This is a genomic window from Parahaliea mediterranea, assembly GCF_003402235.1.
Lineage (GTDB): Bacteria > Pseudomonadota > Gammaproteobacteria > Pseudomonadales > Halieaceae > Parahaliea > Parahaliea mediterranea.
Genome location: NZ_QEWO01000013.1, coordinates 1 through 24155, shown reverse-complemented (window position 1 = coordinate 24155; position 24155 = coordinate 1). Strand labels below are relative to the sequence as shown.

Below are 24155 nucleotides of genomic sequence, written 5' to 3'. Positions count from 1 at the left end.
GCCTTTGGCGGATACAAGAAGTCGGGTATTGGCCGTGAAACCCACAAGATGATGCTTGACCATTACCAGCAGACCAAGAACCTGCTGGTGAGCTACAGCATCGACCCGCTGGGTTTCTTCTGAGTCCAAACTACTGCCTTAATGGTCTTAATGCCCCTTGGTAATCACCTTGGGGCATTTCTAATGCCAGAAAATTTAGTCTCAACCATTCTCGCCGTGCCAGCTTGAATTTAACCCCGACTTGGTCACGTGTTGAATGGCTCAGTGACCTATCCTTACTACAGGAGTTGGAATGTCCGAGTTTCAGACACACCCAGTACCAGCGAATTTCAAAGACGCGCACATCAACGCCGAGAAGTACCAGGCCATGTACAAGCGCTCCATCGAGGATCCCGAGGGCTTCTTTGGCGAGATGGCCAGTGAGTTCCTGAGTTGGGACCAGCCCTGGGACAGCGTGGTCAACTACGATTTCGTGAAGGGCGAGGCTGCCTGGTTCTCAGGCGGCAAGCTCAATGTCAGCTACAACTGTATCGACCGTCACCTGCCGGAGCGCGCCGACCAGACCGCGCTGATCTGGGAGGGGGATGATCCCGCCGACAGCAAGCACATCACCTATGGCGAGCTGAAGGAACAGGTCTGTAAGCTGGCTAACGTGTTGAAGGCGCGCGGCGTACAGAAAGGCGACCGGGTCTGCATCTACATGCCGATGATTCCCGAGGCGGCCTACGCCATGCTCGCCTGTACCCGCATCGGCGCGGTTCACTCCATTGTGTTCGGCGGCTTCTCGCCCGAAGCGCTGAAGGATCGTATCCTCGATTCCGACTGCCAGACCGTGATCACTGCCGACGAGGGCGTGCGCGGTGGACGCTCGGTACCGCTCAAGGTCAACGCCGACAAGGCGCTGCAGTCCTGCCCCAATGTACACACCTGCCTGGTGGTAGAGCGCACCGGCAATGACGTCAACTGGGTGGAAGGCCGCGACCAGTGGTACCACGAGTTGATGGCTGGCGCCGACGCCGATTGCGCGCCGGAGCCCATGGACTCCGAAGACCCGCTGTTCATCCTCTATACTTCCGGCTCCACCGGCAAGCCCAAGGGCGTGCTGCACACCACCGGCGGCTACCTGCTGCAGGCGGCCATGACCTTCAAGTACGTGTTCGACTATCGCGAGGGCGAGGTCTATTGGTGCACCGCCGATGTGGGCTGGGTGACCGGCCACACCTACATCGTCTACGGCCCCCTGGCCAACGGCGCCATCTCCCTGATGTTCGAGGGCGTCCCCACCTACCCCGATGCCGGCCGCTGCTGGGAAGTGGTGGACAAGCACCAGGTCAACACTTTCTACACTGCCCCCACGGCGATCCGCGCCCTGATGGCGGTGGGCGATGAGCCGGTTACCCGCTCCTCCCGTTCCAGCCTGCGCCTGCTTGGCACCGTGGGTGAGCCTATCAACCCGGAGGCCTGGGAGTGGTACCACCGCGTGGTCGGCGACGAGCGTTGCCCCATCATCGATACCTGGTGGCAGACCGAGACCGGCGCCCACATGATCACCCCGCTGCCCGGGGCTGTAGACCTCAAGCCCGGTTCCGCCACCTTCCCCTTCTTCGGTGTGGAGCTGGCCCTGCTGAACGAAGACGGCTCCGAGGTTGAAGGCGCCGGTTCCGGCTACCTGGTGGTGAAGTCCTCCTGGCCCAGCCAGATCCGCAGTGTCTATGGCGATCACCAGCGCATGATAGACACCTACTTCAGCAACTATGCCGGCTACTACTTCACCGGTGACGGCGCCACCCGCGACGAGGACGGCTACTACTGGATCACCGGCCGTGTGGACGACGTGCTCAACGTATCCGGCCACCGCATGGGCACCGCCGAGGTGGAGAGCGCCCTGGTACTGCACGACAAGATCGCAGAGGCCGCCGTGGTCGGCTTCCCCCACGATATCAAGGGCCAGGGTATCTACGCCTATGTCACCCCGATGGCAGGCGTGGAGCCGGACGACGACTTGCGCGCGGAGTTGATCCAGCTGTGTGTGAAGGAAATCGGCCCCATCGCCAAGCCCGACATTATCCAGTGGGCCCCGGGCCTGCCCAAGACGCGCTCCGGCAAGATCATGCGTCGCATCCTGCGCAAGATCGCCGAGAACGAGCTGGACAGCCTGGGCGATACCAGCACCCTGGCGGATCCCTCTGTGGTGGATCACCTTGTCGCCAACAAGTTATCTTAATTCTCAAAATGCAGGTGATTCTCGATAAGTGATCAGATATATCAACAATTTGGCATTAATGTCATGTATCGATTAGCCCAGTTCTTGATACCAATAGTCCTGACAATAATATGGCAGTGGATGGGCTACAAGGACGATGAATCGACACGACGTGGTGGGAATGGTGACCTCCGAGAAGGCGCCTTGGGAGCTCCAAGAAGTTGAAGTCAAGGGCGCCACGCAAAAGTGGTTTGTAAACGGCCCTCAGTCTCTCCGTCAGCTCTATGAGGACAATCTCAGCGATGAGCCGTTCTATGCCTATGAAGACGAATGCTATACCTTTCAAGAAGTCTATCGAATGGCCGCAAGCCTGGCTCAGCAACTGCAGAGTCGATATGGCGTGAAACATGGGGACCGCGTTGCTATAGCGATGCGCAACTACCCGGAATGGCCCATTGCCCTTGAAGCCATAACGTCCATTGGCGCTATCGCGGTAGCAATTAATGCCTGGTGGCAGCCGGAAGAAATCGACTATGCGTTTAAGCTCACGGGCGTTACCGTGGTCATGCGGACCAGGAGCGGATAGAACGTATCTCCCACATCGCTCCGGAGTCTACTCCCCATATCATCGCCGTACGTGCAGCCCCGTCAGACTCGACCACTCCAATAGACACACTGACAAGCTCCAACGACCCTATGCCATCGGTAGGTATTCACCCGGACGACGATGCGGTAATACTGTTTACATCCGGTTCAACTGGCCACCCCAAGGGATCCGTATCTACTCACCGCAACATTCTCGCGGCGCTACTTTCGTGGGAGGTCGACTTCGTCACTCATTTCATAATGGAGAACGGCGAATTTGATCAGGAGAAAATAGGAAGCGCAGCAAAATCTCAGAGCACCGCCTTACTGGCAATGCCGTTGTTCCACGTGAATGGACTGCACGCAGTGTTGCTATCTGCCTTCCGCACGCAAAGGAAGATCGTCTCCATGTACAAATGGGATGCGGCCACCGCTGCAGATATCATCGATAACGAAGGCATATCGACCTTTGTTGGGACACCAGCGATGACCGGTGATTTAGTTGAGTATGCAAAACGATCACACAGAAATTTAGAAAGTCTACGCTCAACAGGTGGCGGAGGATCCGCGCGTGCTACGTCCCAGGTGAAGGACATTGGACAATCGCTAAAAAATGCCGCGCCCTTTACTGGCTGGGGAATGACCGAAACCAATTCGATTGGTACCGGTATTTACGGGGCGGACTACCTAAAAAATCCCAACTCGTCTGGCATGTGCTCTGCAGTACTGGAAGTTTCAACGATTGATGAACAGGGCAACTTTTTGCCTCCTGGGGATCGAGGTGAACTCGTTGTCCGGGGCACCTCTGTAATTCACGGATATTGGAATCAGCCCCAGGCCAACAAAGAGTCATTTGTCGGAGAGTGGTTCCGAACTGGTGATGTAGCCTATATCAATGACGGGCATCTTTATGTGGTCGACCGCATTAAGCAACTCATTATTCGGGGTGGTGAGAACATTGGCTGTGGCGAGGTAGAAGACGCCTTGCTGGATCATCCTGACGTGATAGAAGCCAGCGTTTATGGTGTGCCTGATGAACGTCTAGGAGAAACCGTTGCCGCGACACTTTACATAAGCGCGGATGCAAAAAATGTCGCAATTTCTGACTATCTGCAATCGAAGCTAGCCAAATTCAAAGTGCCTGAGTACTTGAAACTGTGTACAGAGCAATTGCCCAGAATAGCATCCGGCAAGATCGACAAGCGTCGTCTACGCCAAGAGCACATAGGCGATCTGGGTCTGCCTTTTGACAGCCATCAATGAGCAGAACTATCAATAATTGAGCAGGCCAAACATTCTGCGCCAAGTTGCGTCCCCATATACTCGCAACGAGAACTGCAAAATAATATCAACCATATTAGGGAGTCCTATAATGAGTAAAAGCTGTTCTTTTCCCAAAACCGCCCTGTCACGCTCCGTTATGCTCGCCAGCGTCGTGGTCTCCGGCACGCTAATCGCCCCCAATCTAGCCAGTGCCCAATCCGGCCCAGCAGCCCTTGAGGAAGTTGTCGTTACTGCAACGAAGCGTAGCACCAGTGTCCAAGATGTGCCGATAGCTATCACTGTCATGACGTCAGAAACCCTTGAGAATGCCGGGGTGAATGACATACTGGCACTTGAGCGAGTGGCACCCAGCTTCAATATCAATACATCTGATTCAGCGACAGGTGGCGTCCAACTCAGAGTCCGGGGTGTTGGCACCACGGGCAACAACATCGGATTTGAAAGTTCCGTTGGGGTTTTTGTCGACGGTTTCTATCGGCCCCGGCCAGGCGGCGTTCTCGGAGATCTGGTAGACATAGAGCGCATTGAGCTGTTGCGGGGGCCTCAGGGCACCTTGTTTGGTCGGAATACCTCGGCTGGCGCATTGGTCATCCACACCAAGCGTCCGGACCTGGAGAGATTTGGCTATTTCGGCAACCTGACCACAGGCAACTATGACCTCGGCGCTGGCCAAGTTGGCGTCAACATGCCGCTTATAGAGGACACTCTCGCGTTAAAAGTGACCGGCTCTATCCGAAAGCGCGATGGCTTCATTGATGGCGGCTTTGGCGGTGACAATATCAGTCGCGATCGAAGCTCGGTCCGGGCGGATATGTTGTGGAATGCCGAAGAAGCAGGCGAACTGCGGGTAACTGCCAGCTATGGAGAGGGTGACGACAAGTGTTGCCTCACGGTTTGGCGCAATGACTCGCAGTTCCTCCTTGATAACGTATTACCTTATGTGGATCCCGAACTTGGTCTTGGCGAAAATGCGGGCGTTCCACCCGACCTCGTCGGTAGAGACGCGCTGGATGATTCAAAAGCTGTTGATGACTTTTATCGCAACCCCAGTCGAGGTTGGGGGATCACCGTCGAGTACAATGTAGAAACCCCTCTTGGCGATTTGACCTATTTGGGCGGGTATAACGAAGGATTCGCTGACTCCGAGCGAGCGGACTATACGCAGAACGCGATTTACTCTGTTGGTGACACGCCAGCCGCCCGCGCGCTTAATCCTGAGCGCGACTACAAGTCCATGAACGGTACCGAAACCGAAGCTTATAGCCACGAAATTCGGTTAAATGGACTGGCCTTCAATGATCGATTGGATTGGATGGTCGGCGCCTACTACGGTTATGAGGAGTTGGATCAGAAATACACACTCCAGTTTGAGGAGGAGATGCAAATTGGCTGGAGTATTGGTGCATTTGGTCAGCCCACATGGAATGAGCTGAATTTTGTCTCCGGTGGAGTAGACGCCGTATCAGACTTCGGTTCTCCCCATGCTTCCCAGGAAAGCGAAACCTGGTCGATCTTCACCCACAATGTGTTCTCCGTGACCGACAAACTCGATGTAACTCTGGGCTTGCGTTACGTTGAGGAAGAGAAAGACGGTTCAATGCAGGAGCAGGTAGACGGACAGCATAACGCCTGTTTCGCGAGCTTTGAGAACTTGGAAAACAGCATACCCTTCTACAGCGTAACGCCAGGATTGAGTCTTGGCCGCCTAGGGGCCGCCATCGCGACCAACTGCTGGGTGTTCACAGCACCCTTCTATGATCCGGATGATCCGGATGACTTCTTTGTACCGTATGCGACTAACCCCGCTACCGCGTGGTTAGTGGATTTCATGCCGCGGCCCTTTGATGAAAAATTTGAGGATGAAGAGCTGACATATACCGTCAATGGCACCTATCACCTTAATGACAACACCAATGTTTATGCCAGCTTCACGCACGGATTCAAATCAGGTGGATTCAATCTTGATGTATCCTCAGGTGCAGGCGGCGATGATCCACGGTTTGACTCTGAAACCGTGGATGCCTTTGAAGTCGGCTTAAAAACCGATTTCTGGGAAAATCGCGCCCGGGTGAATATGGCAATTTTCTACCAGGACTTCGAGGACTTCCAGGTACTTGAGTACGATGGCACACGGTTCCAGACGTTCAATGTCCCCAAAACAGAAAGCCAGGGTGTCGAGGTAGAATCAACTGTGCAGTTTACTGAGAGCTTCGGCATGAACCTGGGTATAACCTATACGGACGCTGAGCACCCCAGTGACTGCTTAACCTTTAATCCCAATGCATCAGACTTCTCATCCCAAATCCTGCCTTTGTGCGGCGCTCCGTTAACCAACTCCTCTGAGTGGGTCGGTGTACTGTCTGCGAACTACTATCAACCCGTCTTTGATGGCAACTGGGCCTTTTTCGCCTATGGCTCGGCTCGCTATGAATCAGAGAGAAGAACCAGTACCCAGCCCACCGAACCGCCTAACGTTGCAGGATTGACAACTGAAGCAGAGGTCAGGGCGGCCGTAGACGCTGCAGTTCCTCTGCCGGGTGACATCCAGGATTCGAACACCAAGGTTGACCTGCGATTCGGCCTGACTATGTTGGAGCACAAAGTGTCGATTGAGGTCTGGGGGAACAATGTGTTTGATGAGCGTACCAAGTCCGGCACGTTCAACATCCCCCTTCGAGGCGTTACCGGCGAACGCGCCCGAGGCCAGTTTGTCCAGGAGCCTAGGACATACGGCCTGACTTTAAGAAAGGACTTCTGATGGTCCTGCGGCACCATCCCTGCTTGCCCGGCTGATTTCAGCCGGGCTTTTTTACGTTTGGCGAACGGATGTTACAGTGGGATATGCCTTGTCCAGTAAAGTTTTCAAGTAGAAGCAATCATCTAGGACAAATAGGCTTCGCCGGCACACTTTGTTTTGATTCCATAAAGTACCCAATCAATGTTCAAGTTGGCGATCTGGTAGGGAACCGGTCCCGAAAAGGAGTTATCTATGCTATATCGTAGTGGCTTGCGGTGGACGAACGGGCCCAACCGCACAGTACATATGATACTTCGGTTATCGCTGATTAGCGTCTTAGCAACAAGTTTTTCGATACAACTATGGGCAAGTTCTAAGTCACCCTCTTCAGTGGGTATTGAAAAGTCTACACGCAATATAGACACGGCTCGGATTGCTTCCCCGTCGGAAAGTAATTGGCTCAGCTATGGGCTTGATTATGATGAGCAACGATATAGCCGCCTGGCCCAGATAGACAGCGACAACATCACCGACCTTGGCCTCGATTGGCACTTCGATACCGATTACAACCGCGGGTTGGAGGCAACTCCGCTGGTAGTTGACGGCGTCATGTATGTGACCGGCAACTGGAGCGTTGTGTATGCGCTGGATGCTTCCGATGGCAGATTGATCTGGCGCTACGACCCAGAAGTACCTAAGGAGTGGGGGAAAATGGCCTGCTGCGACGTCGTGAATCGAGGCGTGGCCATTTATCAAGGAAAGGTTTTTGTCGGCACGTTAGATGCCCGTCTGGTGGCTCTCGAGGCTTCAACCGGCAGGGTCCTATGGGACATAAAGACGGCAGACACATCCAAGTACCCGTACACCATAACCGGAGCGCCCAGAGCCGCAAAGGGCAAAGTATTTATCGGGAATGGAGGGGCAGAATTCGGTGCCAGGGGATTTGTGAGCGCATACGATGCGGATTCAGGCGAACTGGTGTGGCGCTTCTATACGGTGCCAGGCAACCCCGAAGTCGGCCAGGAAAGCGAGGCACTTGAACAGGCTGCATTAACATGGACGGGAGAGTGGTGGAATGCCGGTGGCGGTGGCACCGTCTGGGATTCTATCGTTTATGACACTGATCTGGATCAACTCTATATAGGTGTTGGAAACGGGTCTCCCTGGAATAGGCGGGTAAGAAGTCCGCAGGGAGGCGACAATCTATTCCTCTCGTCGATCGTGGCACTTGATCCAGATACCGGCGCATATATCTGGCACTTTCAGGAGACCCCCGCTGAGACATGGGATTACACGGCCACTCAGCCCATCATGCTAGCAGAAATGAACTGGCAAGGTACGGCGCGCAGGGTGATATGGCACGCTCCCAAAAATGGCTTTTTCTTTATCATTGATCGGGAAACAGGTCAGCTCCTGTCCGCCGAACCCTTCGCAGAAGTAACCTGGGCTAGCCACTATAACCTGGCTACTGGCCGGCCGGTGGAAGTGCCCGGGATGGATTATTCTACCGAATCACAGTTCGTCGCGCCCTCTCCCTATGGGGCTCACAACTGGCACCCCATGTCCCATCATCCTGGAACAGGGCTGGTGTACATACCCACACTAGAGATCGACTATCTTTTCGAAGGCAACTCCAAGCCTCACCAATGGGGCCAATGGAACACGAATACCACCTACTCTGCCGATCTTATGGGAGATGATGCGCAGGACCAAAAAGACATCAGGCAGGCTGCCAGGGGCTTCTTAACGGCCTGGAATCCGCGTGACCAAAAAGCTGCCTGGCGCGTGAACCGTGATCTTGCGTGGAATGGCGGCACGCTCTCGACGGCCGGCGACCTGGTCTTTCAGGGCCGAGGGGATGGATATTTTGAAGCTCTTGATGCCCGTTCCGGGGCGTCACTGTGGACATTTCCAACCCAGGCGGGGATTGTAGGATCCCCGATAACTTATGCTATCGACGGCGTGCAATATGTAGCGGTGACCGTGGGTTGGGGTGGGATTTTGGGTCAAACCTATGGGCTGGATCTTGGCTCAGGGCTACAGCCTCCTCCCAGTCGAGTTCTGGCCTTCAAGGTAGGCGCGGGCCACGAACTGCCTCCGCTCAAGCCCGCCAGGAAACGACCAAAGCCCCCACCCAGAGTGACGGATGATATGAGTATCCTCAGCCAAGGCGCAGCTATCTACGCGGAATATTGTCAACGATGTCACGGACAGTTTGCCGTCAGTAACGGCCGCATTCCTGACTTGCGGCGCAGCGCTGAAGCTGTCTACAGCGCCTTCAATGTTATTGTGCTTGACGGTGGCTTGGAACAGCTGGGAATGCCGGCGTTTAAGGACGTACTGTCGTCGGACGACGCTCTATCACTTAAGGCATACCTGATCGATGCAGCGAATGATGACTGGGAGCAGCGACCCGTAAGTGCACAGTAAAGCGCCCCCAGAGGCAGGGGCAGGTGCTGGCTTGGATCAGATCTGGAACATCGAGGCATCCATACGGGATCCGATATATACCGATTAGCCAGTCCACCGGAACTACGTTGCTGATTCCCCTAGTTGTCTGGACCTCAGAGCAGCTTGGACTTCCCTGCTCCGTTCTCGGCTAACGCCCAATCGAGAGACCATCCACAAGGGAATGACCAGGATAATTGTCATTACAGGGCCAATCACGATACCAATGGAGGTAAAGATTGATTCCGGCACAGCTCCGGGAGCCATCGTTGCCTCAAGGCCAATGATATCCAGAAAGGGACCCACAAAAATGTAGCCAAATCCCATCACAAACTTCTCGGCAAAGGCCGCTACTGCAAATAGCACACCTTCTTGTCGACGTCCGGTGCGAAGTTCATGCTCGTCAGCAATGTCAGCCAGAATGGAGTGGTGTGAAATCGTGCGGAGTATGGAAAGAAAGGTATTAATTGTTCCCTGAATATATAGAAGCGCAAATAGAAAGAGAGTCCCGTTTTCAGGCGCCCAGTCCGTCATTCTGGCGACAATCAGCCAGGGAGTATTGATAATAAAGCCGATTACGGCAAATTTCAGGATAGTTTGTTTCTCCCAACGTTCAGATAGGTACTTCGTCGCTGGAAAGATAAGTCCTGCGGCCACCAGAGAGCCCGTCGAGAGAACAGACAGTTCGCCGACACTGACCTCCCAGTAGTACGTCATCGTAACCATAAACAACGCAGCGGTTATTCCAAAGGTGGCGCCGACACAGAGGTCCAGTACGATGAGCCTTCTAAAATTACTGTCATGGAAGGTCTCAATTGCATCACGAAGCACACCCATCGCGCCGGGGGTTGGCCGGTGACGGTTACCGACGGCGATTAGACGTGGGATGAAGCGCCATGTTCCCCTTATACAAGCAAAGCAGAAGATAATGACAATAATGCAGCATACCCACCCGTACTGCGTATAGTTTTCGACAATGAAACGACCATCTTGATCGTTCGTGCCTACGAAAAGAAGAGGTAATGCAATAACTGGTAGTAACATACCTGCGATCCAGGCGATGTTGGTTCTAAAGCTAACGATTGACGTACGTTCAGCATAGTCGTCGGTAATCTCTGCGCCCATTGCACCAAGCGGGATCCAGATCATCGTAAGAAAGGTTCTCAATAGAACTACAGAGACCAGTAACCAAGCGAACAAAGGCCATTGTGTGCCCTGTACAGCTTCGATAGGGTTAAAGATCATGACAAAGGACAGTCCAAGGGGTATGGTCCCGGCGATTAACATCGGGTGGCGTCGGCCCAATCTGGTGCGCAAGCGGTCAGACCATGACCCGATCAATGGATCCGATACAGCGTCCCACATAACACTGATGAATATCGCTAAGCCCGTCAAGGTGCCCGATAACCCCAACACCTGTTTGTAGAAGAGAAGAACGAACATGTTGAACGTGACATTCTTCACGGCGAGCGCCATGCTCCCGCCTCCGTAAAGGAACTTTTCAATAGTGGTGATGTGGTTGCTTACCGGCCCCGCTACGGGCTGTGTACTCGCTGAAGCAGCTGTAGTATTTATATTTTGGTTCATCGCTATTTCTTCAACTTTATCGGAGGCTCAAACCCATTACGCCGGGCGTACCTCCATCTCGTTATCGTTTTTACTGGCGACGTGTCTACTGCTTGACACTTGTATTTGACGCTATCTGATCCGTGCAGACATTGAACCTTTGAATTTTGATGAACCTCGCTGGTTTCTTATTCCATCGTCGGAGGTATCAGACAGTCGCGCTCCATTGTCCGGCGTGCGCCAACAAGGGTGAATGACCGAAATGGTCAAATCGTGACTTAATTGATCATCTTCAAAAATAGCCATGCCAGTTGAAACTGACAGACCTAAGACGATATCTCGACATCACATGGATTCGAGAGACAGTGTTGCTGAACTGAGGAGCACTTGTCAACAACGGTTTAAAACTGACCCACTTTGCTTCAAATCCAACGGAGTAAAATTGACCCACCTGAGGGCTTAGTTCGCGGTGTTGTTTACCTCATCTTGGTCTATTTTTGGCGCGATCCCTGCGGTTTTTTTGCCTCGTAGACGATAGCTCTCACCTGCAATCTGAACGATATGAGCATGATGAAGTAAGCGATCCAATAAGGCTGCTACGAGAGTTCTATCGTCGGCAAATGCTCCAGCCCATTGTGAGAAGGGCAAGTTGCTCGTCACGATGATGCTACCTCTCTCGTAACGCTGCGCGATGACATTGAAGAACAGATTGGCTTCATCTCGGCCGAAGGGCAGGTAGCCAATCTCGTCGATGATCAACAGCTTCGGGGCCAAGACGCTACGCTTTAGATACGCTTCAAGCCGGTCTTGCTTTTTGGCGGTCGCTAACTGGAGCATGAGATCTGCTGCCGAGATAAACCGAGTCTTGATGCCCTTGGCAATAGCGTTGTGACCCAAGGCAACGGCTAAATGACTTTTGCCCACACCGCTCGGCCCAATAAGAACTACATTTTCCGCCCTGTCCACAAAAGCAAGACCGCTGAGTTCGGTGATTAATTTTCGAGGGGCGCCAGTTGCAAACTTGAAGTCATAATCTTCGATTAGTTTCCGCCCAGGAAATCCAGCGAACTTAAGCAGAGTCTCCCTACTTCGTTGTGAGCGCGCTTCGACCTCTACCTGTAGCAGTCGCTCAAGGAAATCTGCATAAGTATGATCATTGCCGGCGCAATGATCAGCAATAGCACTCCATTCACTGTGGAGTGATTCTAGCTTCAACGTCTCGCAAGCAAGCTGTATGCGTTCCTGCTGTAAATTCATGGGCGCATCTCCAACAGGGCATCATATGAAGCCAAAGAATGTTGCAAACTTTCTATCGGCAGCGGCTGTGGTATGCGTGTCTTGGCCGGGTATCCAGCAAAGCCAAGCTCGGGAAGAGGGTTGAGGAAATGCCGTTCTTCATCAAGACGGACCTGAGGTTTAACCCCCGTGGTTCCATGGATTCTCTGGTGAGCCACGCTGTCTAGCCATGGACCGATGTGGGCGTTAGCCGTTTCCACATCAAGTTCGAGTTTCGCTTGTCGCAATGTGGCCGCTAGTGGCGTGATAAAGCTCTGTTTAAGATAACCATTGAACCTCTCCACCTTTCCTTTGGTTTTTGCTCTGTATGGTCGACAGGCTCTCGCAAGAAACCCATAGCGCTGAGCGCAGTTTAATAGCTCAGTATTCCAGCGGTGCTCTCCCTCGCCATAAGCATCACGCTCAATCATAATCGTCTTGGCGTTATCGAAGAGCAGCTCTCTGGGCACGCCACCAAAGTAGTGAAATGCCTCAACAATACCGCTTAGCCAATCATCTTGGCGCTCGGTCTCAGAGAAACGCACAAAGGTTGCACGACTGTAACCAAGCGTCGCTACGAAGGCTTTGAATCGCCTCCGATGGCGGTTTATGTGAGTGAAGTCCACCTGCATCTGCTGCCCTGGCGGTGTCTCAAACCTGACGGTCGGCTCCGGCTCTGACTTTTTGAACTGTGATAGATATTTCCTGAGCTGAGTAATACCCCCTTCGTAGCCACGTGCTTCGATTTCTCGGAGCAATACTGTTGCGGGTATCCAATGTGGCTTGGCGGCCTCAATACGACCATCTAGGTAGGCCTTATAAGCATCAAGCTTCGTTGGTCGCGCCTCACGACTTGGATAGCTTGGCGTCACTGACAAGCCCCGAAGATAACGCCTAACCGTGTTGCGTGAGACATCAAGCTCTCGCGCAATCTCTCGAATACTTTTGCCTTGGCGGTGTAAAACATGAATTTCCACTACATTCTCCTGAGTTAGCATCGAAATCCGCCCAGATCTTCAAAAAGGACGGTTATGTTGCCTCAGGTGGGTCAATTTTAAGTTGATGCAGGTGGGTCAGTTTTACTGCGTTGGTGACACACTTACGTAAATTTCTGCCGCTGTTGCTTTCGCCATGCTCCAGGTGCTATTCCTTCCCTTCTCTTGAATGATCGAACAAAACTTGCCGCCTCGGAGAATCCCAACATATCAGCTACTTCGTCGACTGTTTTTGTTGAGCTCAAAAGCATCACACAGGCTAAAGAATGTAATGTTTCGGCTCTCACTTCCCTGAAGGTTGTTTCCTCCTCACGCAACCGGCGCCGTAAGGTACTACTCGAAATCCCCAGGGTCTCAGAAACCGTTTCCTCACTGTGATTGACCTTAGGAGCAAATGATATGAGATCATGAACTCGATTAGTAAAGGAAGACCGTCTTTGATCGACTATTCCTTGAAGTTCAATCTTGGCACGTTGGTACGCCCACTTATCGGACATTCTCAGTGGTTCAAGAAACAGCGTGTTTTCAAATGAAATAGAGTACACATCCGAACCAAACTGTACCGGGCATCCAAAAAATTCAGCATAAAATGGTGCATCATTGGGGGCTTCTATCATACAAGTAACCTGGGTGGGTACTATGTCTCTGCCAAGCATTTCAGTAAACCAGATTTTTAGAGAAGCGAGCCCGCGGATCGCGCAAAAGTGTTGGCATGCGGCCGGCAACGCATGGGGTAATATCAAAAACTCGACTGATCGCTCATGCGGTTGCGCGGCGACTTCGCATGTCCACAGAGAAATTGAGTGATAATCTGCTGACACTTGCAGTGCGTGAAAAATATTGCGGCACGACAGCATTGCATATCCGAGCGTGCCTAATGTCGTTATATGTACTCTACTCGCCGCGGTGAGCGCCAGTGAAAATCGCACATGCCTCTCAACGAGTCTCTCTATATAGGCCAGCTCCTGCCACATAAATATTTCAGCATAGGGCTGGTATATACTGTCTCGGTCTACGTCAATGCCTGCCAGCAGCTGATCGACCGGAAGCTTGGCCTCCTCGGACAGATCCAAAAGCACCCTAAAAGCCGAAGCGTCACGCTTAGCATCTCGATCCATGTCAGTTCACCCGCGATTTTATTGTTTTAATGATGCCGTGGCCTTCTATTTGCAGTTGTCGAAGGGTAGCTTACGTTCATAATACGGTAGGAGTGCCTGAAAACCAGCACCCTACGATAATTGATACTTAAGAAGTATAGATCGAATCAGGCCACCAGTGAATCATGCCTTATGTCTCTATACATCGAAAGAAACTCAACAGGCATTAGTCTAGACAGTTAATTCACGATTCCGGGAGTCTAGAAAACTGCGCCCGATACCTATGGGATATGGTGGACATGCATGCGGGAGAAAGTGGTCAATAGTTTCCTATCTAGCATGTAGCAACGAAGAGAAGCCGTGGTTTTCTGACTAACTACAGATAGTTAGCATGGAAATCAATGTGCTCGCCAATAAATGATGCGACAAAATAGTAGCCGTGATCGTAGCCGCCTCTCATCCTCACGGTGGCAGGGTAGTCATACTCACTTAATGCTGACTGTAGTTCATCCAACCCCAGTTGCTCTTCTAGAAACTCGTCCTCATCACCCTGATCAATGAGGAGCGGTAAGCGTTCCTCTGAGGTCGCCACGAGTTTGGTGGCGTCATATTGGCGCCAGGTGGCGCGATCAGGACCAAGATAGTTATTGAATGCTTTCACACCCCATGGACAATCCATAGGATTACAGATGGGGGCCATCGCTGACACTGAGCGGAATCGTCCCGGGTTCTTTAGGGCAATCGTAATTGCGCCATGGCCGCCCATCGAATGTCCAAATATACTCTGGCGCGCGGAGTCAATTGGCAGCTCATTAACAATAAGAGTACTGAACTCATCAACTACGTAGTCATACATATGATAATTTTTCTGCCAAGGTAGCTCTGTTGCGTTCAGGTAGAATCCGGCGGACAAGCCAAAATCGTAAGCACCATCGGGGTCGTCAGGAACGCCTTCTCCCCTTGGGCTGGTATCAGGAGTCACGATTGCTATGCCGCGTTCAGCGGCATAGCGCTGGGCACCTGCCAAAAATGGGAAGGTGTTGTCTCTACCTGTCAATCCCGAAAGCCAGATCAAAAAAGGCACCTTATTCTTTTCGGCTGCGGGGGGCAGGTAAACACCGAAGGACATTGTACAATTCAGGGTTTCAGAGTCATGTCGATACCGAATCTGGCGGCCACCAAAGCAGGTACTACTTTCAATCTGTCTCATGTTTCCAGCCATCAGTAGGTAATAACTGAGCGAATGCCATCGCCTTGGTGCATCAGGTCAAACGCTGTATTGATCTTCTCCAGGGGCAACGTGCGAGTAATCAGCTCATCGATATCAATTTTTCCGTCCATGTACCAGTCTACAATTTTCGGTACATCCGTGCGTCCTCGAGCTCCCCCAAACATAGTGCCCTTCCAGGTTCGACCATAAAGGAGATGATATGGGTGCCCTGTGAACTCGTTGCCGTCTACTCCGATGACACAACTTTCTCCCCATCCAATGTGACACGCGTCCATCGCTTGCCGCATGGCATCAACATTCCCAATGCACTCAAAGGTATAATCGAGCCCTCCTCCCGTCATTTCCCTCAAATGTCCCGCTACATCGTCCACGTCTCTGGGGTTGACAAAGTCGGTCATCCCGAACTGGGTCGCGAGATCAGCTTTGGCAGGATTGATGTCCACGCCGATAATCCGACCTGCCCCTGCCATTTTCGCACCCTGAATCACATTGAGCCCGATGCCACCCAGGCCCCAGACGGCGACACTGGCGCCAGCCTCAACTTTCATTGTAAATATGACAGCACCGATGCCGGTTGTTGCTCCGCAGCCGATATAGCAAACTTTGTCCAATGGAGCGTCCTTACGGATTTTGGCCAAAGCAATCTCAGGTACGACAGTAAAGTTGGAAAAGGTGGAACATCCCATATAGTGATAAACAGGGCGTCCTTCATAGGAAAATCGACTAGTCTGGTCGGGCATCACTCCTCTAGCCTGTGTTTCCAACAACGCACTACACAGGTTTGTTTTCGGATGTAAGCAAAGATCGCACTCCCTACACTCGGGTGTATAGAGCGGAATTACATGGTCGCCTGGCTTTAGGCCATGGACGTTTCCGCCGACTTCCCTCACTATTCCGGCGCCCTCGTGGCCTAAGACGACAGGAAAGTACCCTCCAGGATTTCTCCCGTCCAATGTATAGGCATCGGTATGGCAGACTCCCGACGCCACTATCTCGACCAGGACCTCACCTTTTCTAGGAGCCGCCAGGTCAAGCTCGACAATCTCAAGCGGTTTGTTTGGCTCAAACGCCACAGCGGCCTTAGTTTTCATAGATAGTATCCAAGTCATTGTGCAAGTTAGGGGGGCCTATTGGCAATCACCCCTGAAATTCTTATGCGTAAAGGTCAAGTGCTCAACACCACACCAAAATCCTTTGTCTGGATTGATTCGTCGATCGCCATATACTGAAAATCGTTCCGAACGAACCATTCCATTTACTAGCCGACATTCTCGATAGCTGTCCGACTCAGCGGAATGACATATTTGGTCAAATAATGTCATTTTCGACCTTCGGACTTCCGGCATCCGTCTGCCAGACAAGACGGGACGAATCCAGCTAAACGACAACACAATGAAACATATCTGTGCCTGAATATGTTTGGCATCCCTACAAACAATTTGATTCTCGACAAGGCCTTTAGCAAATATGGATATGAATTGTCTGGGGATCTTTTCTAAGATATCAGACAAGACTCATGTTCTTTTTCAGCGACTCTTGTCGTCAACGACAGACGGCGATGGGCGTTCTACTGTAGTTGGAGGCGTACTGTGTTGAACACGTTACCCGTGAGCAGTTTTAAGTTGGCAAAGCCATTAAATCAGGAAAACGAGCGTCTTGCTTATGCCGATTTTCGCACGAAGGAGATTGAGCTCGGCGTACATCTTCCGCTTCTATATGTTGCTTCACCCAGAGGCAGAAAGGAGTAGAATCTGTACGTCGGCGACATTGGTGCCCGTTGCTCCCGTAACTAGTAAATCACCGGAGCTCTTTAGAGCGGCATAACTGTCGTTGTTCTCTAGTAAGGCGAGAGGGTCTTGACCACGCGCCCGAATACGAGAGACTGTTTCAGCATCGACAATACCACCAGCTGCATCTGTTGGTCCGTCTCGGCCATCGGTGCCTCCACTCAAAAGCACCCAATCGCGATTAAGGGGCAACGAATCAGCGATAATCGCTACACGCAAAGCCAATTCCTGATTTCTCCCTCCCAATCCAGTTCCCCGCACATCGACCGTCGTTTCACCTCCAAACAGAAGAGCGGCCGGGGACTGGCTCAGAATGGAACGACCCGCATGTAAGATACCCTGTGCTGCAGTAGCAACATCTCCAATCAATTGATCGGATACTACTTTGACCGCACAGTATTTTTCGGCCGCACGCTTGGCTGCACTGAGGCTAAGTTTGTTGGAACCGATCAAATGGTTAACGACGATTGAATTCCTAAAGCCTTCCTCCTGGTTGCTCCCAAGCGCTGCAAGGATGCTACTAGGGACTCGATTCGCTAGATTAGATTTCTTGAGGACGTGCATTGCATCAACCGGCGAGCCGATGGCGGCGGCTGTCGGCCCACTGGCAACAACGCGTAAATCATCACCAATGACATCGGAAAGGATATAGGCTGTCACCGGTGCAGGCGCTGCGAGGCGAGCTAATCCCCCTCCTTTTAGCCTGCTAACTTGCTGCCGCACCAAATTCATTTCGGTGATATCAAGTCCAGCGGATAGCAATAACTGGTTAAGCGCAATCTTGTCCTCAAGGGTCACACCCGGGACAGGTGCCGGAAGCAATGCCGAACCGCCCCCTGATATCAATACGATGACCTGATCAGGTGGTCTGGTAGTCTCAAGCAGCTCTAATACGCGGTTGCCCGCGAGAATGCCATTGGCATCCGGCAACGGATGGGACGAACGAATGATTTCTACCCCAGGTACATCCGCTTGGTTACCGTAATGGGTCACGAGAAGCGCCTGACGCTCGCCCACCACATGGGGTAACGCTTCTCTTAGCATTTCTGGCGCGGCCTTACCGATTGAAATTAGGAACGTTCTCCCGCCCTCGGCGGGTATTGGCAGCGGGTGGGTCACCAACGTGCGCTTCAAGGCCTCTGCAGGATCTGCTGCAGCCACCGCGCAGTCAAATATTGATTTCGCTCGAGCCCTGAGATTTTCGGTCGTTGCCAGATTCATGGTGAGGCTCTGTGGACATCCTGAAAATGCCGCCCATCGAGCTCGAGCGCCCCGGAGGCATAAAACAAATGCCAATCTGGGGTGTTCTGCGACTCCATCGTACAGCTAATAGATAGGATAACGCGCACAAAGTTTTGACACTTTTTCGCGCACACTCGATTCAATTGTGTCGTTGGCGTCCTCGCCATAAGTGGCAAGGCCATCGACTATCTCAACAATCCAATCAGCGATGTCTCGAAACTCCTGCTCTCCAAAGCCACGCGTAGTACCAGCCGAAGTCCCCAAGCGGACTCCTGAAGTGATCGTAGGCTTCTCAGGATCAAAGGGAATCCCATTCTTATTGGTAGTAATGCAGGCTCGGGAGAGCGCTTTTTCGACCCTATCTCCGGTAACTCCCTTTGAACGCAGGTCCACCAGCATAAGATGGGTATCTGTGCCCCCCGTTACTATATCCAGGCCACCCTTGATCAGCTGATCGGCCAACGAGTCTGCGTTTAAGCGCACTTGACGTATGTATTTTTTGAAGTCCGGGCGCAATGCTTCACCGAACGCTACCGCCTTGGCAGCAATGACATGCATTAGAGGACCACCCTGTATACCCGGAAATATCGCGCTGTTAACTTTCTTGGCGATTGATTCATCATTGGTCAGTATCATTCCGCCACGAGGTCCGCGCAGCGTCTTATGCGTCGTGGTGGTTACAACATGCGCATGCGGAAATGGAGAAGGATGCTCGCCTGCAGCTACCAATCCGGCAAAGTGGGCCATATCGACCATTAAATAGGCGCCAATTTCATCGGCGATTGCGCGCATGTGTTCAAAATCTATTACCCTGGGAATAGCGGAACCACCGGCGATGATCAGCTTCGGAACATGGACACGCGCTAACGCTTCAACTTGATCATAGTCAATTCTGTTATCTCGTGGACTTACACCATACTGAACTGCTTCGAACCACTTTCCGGACTGGTTCGGCGCCGCCCCATGGGTAAGATGGCCTCCAGAAGCCAGGTTCATCCCCATAATCGTACAGCCGGGTTCGAGAAGGGCCTGGAACACTCCCTGATTAGCTTGGGAACCGGAGTTGGGCTGGACGTTAGCGAAGGCACAACCGAACAGCTCTTGGGCTCGTTCAATTGCCAGGTTCTCAGTGACATCTACATGTTGGCAGCCCCCATAGTATCGTCTGCCTGGATAACCTTCTGCGTATTTGTTCGTCAATACGGTACCCTGCGCCTCCATAACGGCTTTGGAGACGATATTCTCAGAGGCAATCAGCTCTATCTCATCTCGTTGTCTATGCAACTCATCCTGGATGCTCGCATAGACTTCAGGATCGCTATCTGCCACGCCTTCTGTAAAGAAGCCAGCCAATTTTTGACGTGTATTCATCTTAAAATACCCGAATAGTGAATAGAGATTAAACGCAAGTGCTGACACGCTAAATAACGCGATCTCTGGGCTCTCGTCCTTCGAAAAAGTCATCCAGATTCTCAATTACGCGAAATCCCATAGCCTGACGAGTCTCAAGAGTTGCGCTGCCTAGGTGTGGCAGCAGTACGGTCTTACCACACTCCAGCAAACTCGCATTGATTATTGGTTCACCCTCGAAGACGTCCAGGGCTGCCCCGCCAATGCTGCCATCTTCTAGCGCTTCGGCGAGAGCGAACTCATCAATAACTTCGCCTCGGGCGGTGTTGATGATGTATGCATCTCTATTCATAAGGCGCAGCCTTTCCGCGTTGATAAGGTGGCGATTGGATGAACCGCCGGGACAGTGTAACGATAGAAAATCACATTGCGGTATCAGCTCATCTAATGTGTCCACCTGACGTGCACCGCACTCGGCAAGAGCTTTACTACTTATGGCACTTCGATTGTAAACAACAACGTTCATGCCGAAGCCATGATGCGCACGGCGAGCTACTTCCTGGCCAATTCTTCCGAAACCGATAATGCCCAATCTCTTTCCTGACACCTTCGTGCCGACCATGTGTGTTGGCGCCCAACCCGACCACTTACCCGAGCGCAATTCCCGCTCGCCTTCGCCGGCGCGGCGGGCTACCATCAACATCAGCATTATAGTCAGATCGGCAGTGCACTCCGATAAAACACCTGGTGTGTTTGTTACTGTCAATCCCAGGGCGCGAGCTGACTCTTCACAGATATGACTGTAACCGACACCGAAATTTCCCAGAAACCTCGTCTTAGGTGAGGCGACATCTAGTACTTCAGCGTTCAAGCTATCTGTGACGGTTGGCAATATAGCGTCATACTTTATGAGCGCCTCTTTAAGCTCCGTCGGAGTTAGTGCTCTATCCTGCCTGTTGAATGTAGTATCGTATGTCTCGGACAGTCGGGACTCGACGGCATTTGGCCAACGTCGAGTCACAAATACTGATGGTTTTCCCATCACTAAAACCTCTTTGATAAAAGTTGTGACTTGCCTAGGCAACAAGCCTTATCAGCCGCTGAACTAGCAGATTAATCCATACCACTGGCGATTTAATCGCTATCAGCCGAAACAACCGTGGGCCAGCAATACCTCGATTCTAGTCAGGCTACGCAATCTACGGGAAAATGCTTGTCCATCACTTCTCCAACGCGAGCGCGATCCACATCGCATCCCATCTCAAGGAGGACATCCATAAAGCGGCCAACGATATCCCTGACGGCCCCAGCATTTAGCTGATTGAGTATTCCAATGCGAACCTGTATTGGCTCGGACAATGTCGGCCAGAGACCAAATCCATTGGCTCGGCACAGCTCGACCAATTCCCCTTCACGCCCTGACAAATCCGCGGGCAAGTTCAGCACGACCAAGCTGCTCATATCCGAGGTAACTTCGCATCCCATAGTAGTCACTGCTTCCCTCAAGGCGACCTCGTGCTTACGATATGACTCAGCGCGCTTCTGAAGACCCTCCTTCAATGCCAACCGCAAAGACTCATGAAAGGCGGCCACGGCATAAGGTGAGTGCGTTCTATGATAAGTGCCTTTCTCGACGTCCTGCCCTCCAATGATCCCCCAGTGTCGCGCCTCAAAGATCGGATGGTGGACGTACGTATAGGCACCATTTTTTATTAGCGTATCAATATAGACATCGCGGAAACTTACGGGTGCATAGGTCAGGGGAAGGCAGCAAAGTCCCTTCTGGGGGCACGATGCCCACGCTACGACTCCCGGGTAATCGTCGATTGCGAATGCCTCCACCCCAAAGGAGGAGACTGCATCTACCAATCCCATCACTCCATGACGTTTACATGCATCCGAGAAAGCCCGGATATCGTTGATGCGCCCAGACCCAGTCTCCCAGTGAGCCATGAAAGCCCATTTGGGCTGGTGTTCCTCAAGTGCAGCGTCTATACACTCTTCAGACACAGACTCCCCGTGTTCCGCTTTAATAACAACTACACTTTTAGCCAGCGGGTTGAGCGAATCCTCCGCCAGTTCATCAGGGGTTGCCGCCTTTATTCTGAGAGTGAGTGCATCAATACTAGAGAATGTTCCGTTGCTAAAGGCAACGACTTTGTCACCAGGCATAACTGCGGAAAACATCGCATCAAGTCCACTCCAGCCAGTGCCAGCCACTGCGAACGTATGTATGTTTGTGGTACCCCAAAGTTCCCGAAGCATGTGCTTACATTCAATCAATCCTCGTAACACATCACTCTGCATATGATCGGCAACACCGGCTGTCGCGAAGGCCTGTAGCACCCTTTCATCCGTGTGGCCTGGCCCCGGACCTGCCGCCAACGTTTGCGGAATCTCCAACTTTGGATATCTATCAATCGCCATGTGCGGTGCCGCTCCCATATATAATTTTCATGCCGTTCTCTACGCCGTGCCTGCCCATTGAAATCAATGCAAGGCAAGTGCCGACAATACGCTCGGCGCACGTAACGGGTGATCAGCGCGTTTTCCCACAGATACGGGTGGCGAACTGATCCCCCGTCAAACCAAATATCGCATCGAACTGGTAATTTCCATTATGCGGGCAAAGAAACGAATGATTTTGGAGATCAATTTTAGACCGTAGTGTTCAATACAAAGGAAACAGGCACCGCAATGTCGCGTCGTCCTGTATTGACGAACGCTATTCTGCTCACTTATATCCGAGCAACCAACGTACAACCTAGGAGGGTCAGCCGCCGATCTGAGGTGTGTGAATTGCCAACGGCAAAATCTACGCTGTCTTATTGTTGGGTGGCTAAGTCTCAGCTTTTTGCCTGGTTGGAAGAACCCCAGCAACGGAAAGCAGAAGGACTAATCCATTCGACCAAATCCCACTGCTGAGACGAAAATTCACATGATATTTGTCCAAAGCATGAAATTTGAATCTGCCATGATCAGAGCTAATCTGGATATCAACTGCTCGCAGTGGCGGGCCCTTGCGGACACGTTTTCGCCCTAGGTTCGAAGAAGAGATCTGTTGCAGCAGGTTATAGGGGTATCTTCGCACGAGACAAAACAATGGGATCAGGTATTCTGTTGTCAGCGGTGTATGGCGCTACCCTGAGCTCGGACTGACCAGAACTGGAACTTTCGAGTGTTTCACTTAGCTCAACACCAAGTACCGCTACAACTCAAGACAGATTGATATCTCTTCTATTGAGGTAGGCCTGCGAACTGCCCAAGGTTCAGCTCGCAGGCACACTTTGGTAAAACTCTACGAACAGAGTTAAGGTAGGACAAAAGTAGTCTCAGCTCAGCCCCTGTTACTACTACGCGATATCACCTCATCCTGCATTTCCGGCGACAGATCGTTGAAGTACGCCGAGTAGCCCGATACCCGAATCAGCAGGTTGGGGTGCAGCTCCGGGTTGTCCCGCGCCTCAATCAGAATCTTCGGATCCAGCATATTGGCCTGCACCTGCATACCGTGCCGCTTGAAGTACACCTTATACAAGCTGGCTAGCGCATCTCGTCCCTCTTCACAGTCGTAACTGGAGGCATCCAGCTTGATATTGAAATTAATACCATTGGCGAACTTCTTGTAGTCGATGCGGTTCATGGAGTTCAACAACGCAGTGGTACCTCGCTTGTCCGCTCCGTTTTCAGGCGCAAAACCCGAGGCGAAGGTCTCACCAGCCCGGCGACCGTTGGGTGTAGCGCTAGTCAAACTGCCAAAATGCGTATGGGAAGTATTGGAGTACACGCCCGCCAGGTACTGGCCGCCACGGGTATTCTTGCCCAGCGCGTGAATGGAATCGGAGTAGTGATCACCGACCCACTTCATCCAGGCATCCGCCTTGGGAATGTCGTTGCCAAATTTATCGATGCCTTCCAGCCTGGTCCGCACAACCTCATCCGAGAGGTTGTCTTTCAGGTGCGCAACCAACTCCTCAAGGGTGAGCCACTTGTCCTCGAACACAGCACTCTCAATAGCCCCCAGGGAATCGGCCACGACCGCCATGCCGGTGCCCTGGATACCGGAGAAATTGTACTTCGCGCCACCCTGCGTAGAGCAAACGCCCTGCTCCAGGCAGCCTTCGAGTGTAGCGCTGGTAAGAGGGGTGGGGTGGTGCTTGGCGTGAAAACGCTCTACCGCCTGCAGATCCCGATGGAGTTTGGCTAGCTGATGTTTTGTCTGCACATCGTAGGCGTCCAATACGTCATCCATGCTCTTCATGCTGGAGACCGGGGGTGTCTTGACACCGATCTGTCGGTCAGAACCAAACTGGCACCCCTCGTTGAGCGCCATTTCCAGGGCCAGGGCCATGTTG

17 protein-coding genes are annotated in these 24155 nt (G+C 52.3%); 6 read left to right on the top strand and 11 right to left on the bottom strand.

Annotated elements, in window-relative coordinates:
• The 6 genes from DDZ17_RS21930 to DDZ17_RS21905 all read left to right on the top strand — a co-directional run.
• Window positions 1–123 (top strand): aldehyde dehydrogenase family protein (locus DDZ17_RS21930; protein ID WP_116369181.1); only part of this gene is annotated, 123 nt, incomplete at its 5' end.
• Window positions 124–292: 169 nt separating this feature from the next.
• Window positions 293–2224 carry an acetate--CoA ligase gene (gene acs / locus DDZ17_RS21925; RefSeq protein ID WP_009575565.1) on the top strand — a complete coding sequence of 644 codons (1932 nt, stop codon included), beginning with the start codon at window positions 293–295 and terminating at the stop codon, window positions 2222–2224.
• A gap of 136 nt (window positions 2225–2360) precedes the next feature.
• Window positions 2361–2789, top strand: a complete 429-nt coding sequence (locus tag DDZ17_RS22945; protein WP_116369180.1) for an AMP-binding protein — start codon at window positions 2361–2363, stop codon at window positions 2787–2789.
• Complete coding sequence (locus DDZ17_RS22940) at window positions 2786–4051, top strand: class I adenylate-forming enzyme family protein (RefSeq protein WP_338322798.1); 1266 nt, start codon at window positions 2786–2788, stop codon at window positions 4049–4051. Before DDZ17_RS22945 ends, DDZ17_RS22940 begins: the two co-directional genes overlap by 4 nt.
• 109 nt (window positions 4052–4160) lie before the next feature.
• Window positions 4161–6830 (top strand): TonB-dependent receptor, encoded by a 2670-nt coding sequence (locus DDZ17_RS21910; RefSeq protein WP_116369178.1) that lies wholly within the window; start codon window positions 4161–4163, stop codon window positions 6828–6830.
• A gap of 231 nt (window positions 6831–7061) precedes the next feature.
• Window positions 7062–9239: a PQQ-dependent dehydrogenase, methanol/ethanol family gene (locus tag DDZ17_RS21905; protein WP_009575562.1), complete on the top strand. Its 2178-nt coding sequence runs from the start codon at window positions 7062–7064 to the stop codon at window positions 9237–9239.
• Window positions 9240–9341: 102 nt separating this feature from the next.
• Here DDZ17_RS21905 and DDZ17_RS21900 read toward each other — a convergent pair whose 3' ends face one another.
• The 11 genes from DDZ17_RS21900 to DDZ17_RS21850 all read right to left on the bottom strand — a co-directional run.
• The gene (locus DDZ17_RS21900; RefSeq protein ID WP_116369177.1) at window positions 9342–10844 is read right to left on the bottom strand and encodes an MFS transporter; all 1503 of its coding nucleotides are present in this window, start codon (window positions 10842–10844) and stop codon (window positions 9342–9344) included.
• A 438-nt stretch (window positions 10845–11282) separates the two neighbouring features.
• Complete coding sequence (gene istB, locus DDZ17_RS21895) at window positions 11283–12080, bottom strand: IS21-like element helper ATPase IstB (RefSeq protein WP_116369176.1); 798 nt, start codon at window positions 12078–12080, stop codon at window positions 11283–11285.
• Window positions 12077–13096 carry an IS21 family transposase gene (gene istA / locus DDZ17_RS21890; protein WP_116369175.1) on the bottom strand — a complete coding sequence of 340 codons (1020 nt, stop codon included), beginning with the start codon at window positions 13094–13096 and terminating at the stop codon, window positions 12077–12079. The genes istB and istA overlap by 4 nt, the downstream gene beginning before the upstream one ends.
• 101 nt (window positions 13097–13197) lie before the next feature.
• Window positions 13198–14211 carry an AraC family transcriptional regulator gene (locus DDZ17_RS21885; protein ID WP_116369174.1) on the bottom strand — a complete coding sequence of 338 codons (1014 nt, stop codon included), beginning with the start codon at window positions 14209–14211 and terminating at the stop codon, window positions 13198–13200.
• Between the two features lie 355 nt (window positions 14212–14566).
• Window positions 14567–15400: an S-formylglutathione hydrolase gene (fghA, locus tag DDZ17_RS21880; protein ID WP_009575878.1), complete on the bottom strand. Its 834-nt coding sequence runs from the start codon at window positions 15398–15400 to the stop codon at window positions 14567–14569.
• 11 nt (window positions 15401–15411) lie between these two features.
• The gene (locus DDZ17_RS21875; RefSeq protein ID WP_009575877.1) at window positions 15412–16512 is read right to left on the bottom strand and encodes an S-(hydroxymethyl)glutathione dehydrogenase/class III alcohol dehydrogenase; all 1101 of its coding nucleotides are present in this window, start codon (window positions 16510–16512) and stop codon (window positions 15412–15414) included.
• 633 nt (window positions 16513–17145) lie between these two features.
• A complete protein-coding gene (locus DDZ17_RS21870) occupies window positions 17146–18429 on the bottom strand; it encodes a glycerate kinase type-2 family protein (RefSeq protein ID WP_009575875.1) in 1284 nt (427 codons plus the stop codon).
• A 105-nt stretch (window positions 18430–18534) separates the two neighbouring features.
• Complete coding sequence (gene glyA, locus DDZ17_RS21865) at window positions 18535–19821, bottom strand: serine hydroxymethyltransferase (protein WP_040816704.1); 1287 nt, start codon at window positions 19819–19821, stop codon at window positions 18535–18537.
• 49 nt (window positions 19822–19870) lie between these two features.
• Entirely contained in the window at window positions 19871–20842 is a 972-nt protein-coding gene (locus DDZ17_RS21860; RefSeq protein WP_009575873.1) for a 2-hydroxyacid dehydrogenase, read from the bottom strand.
• A 143-nt stretch (window positions 20843–20985) separates the two neighbouring features.
• Window positions 20986–22227 carry a pyridoxal-phosphate-dependent aminotransferase family protein gene (locus DDZ17_RS21855; protein WP_009575872.1) on the bottom strand — a complete coding sequence of 414 codons (1242 nt, stop codon included), beginning with the start codon at window positions 22225–22227 and terminating at the stop codon, window positions 20986–20988.
• Between the two features lie 910 nt (window positions 22228–23137).
• The coding region (locus tag DDZ17_RS21850) for a pyruvate formate lyase family protein (RefSeq protein ID WP_277749343.1) at window positions 23138–24155 on the bottom strand (1018 nt) is incomplete at its 5' end.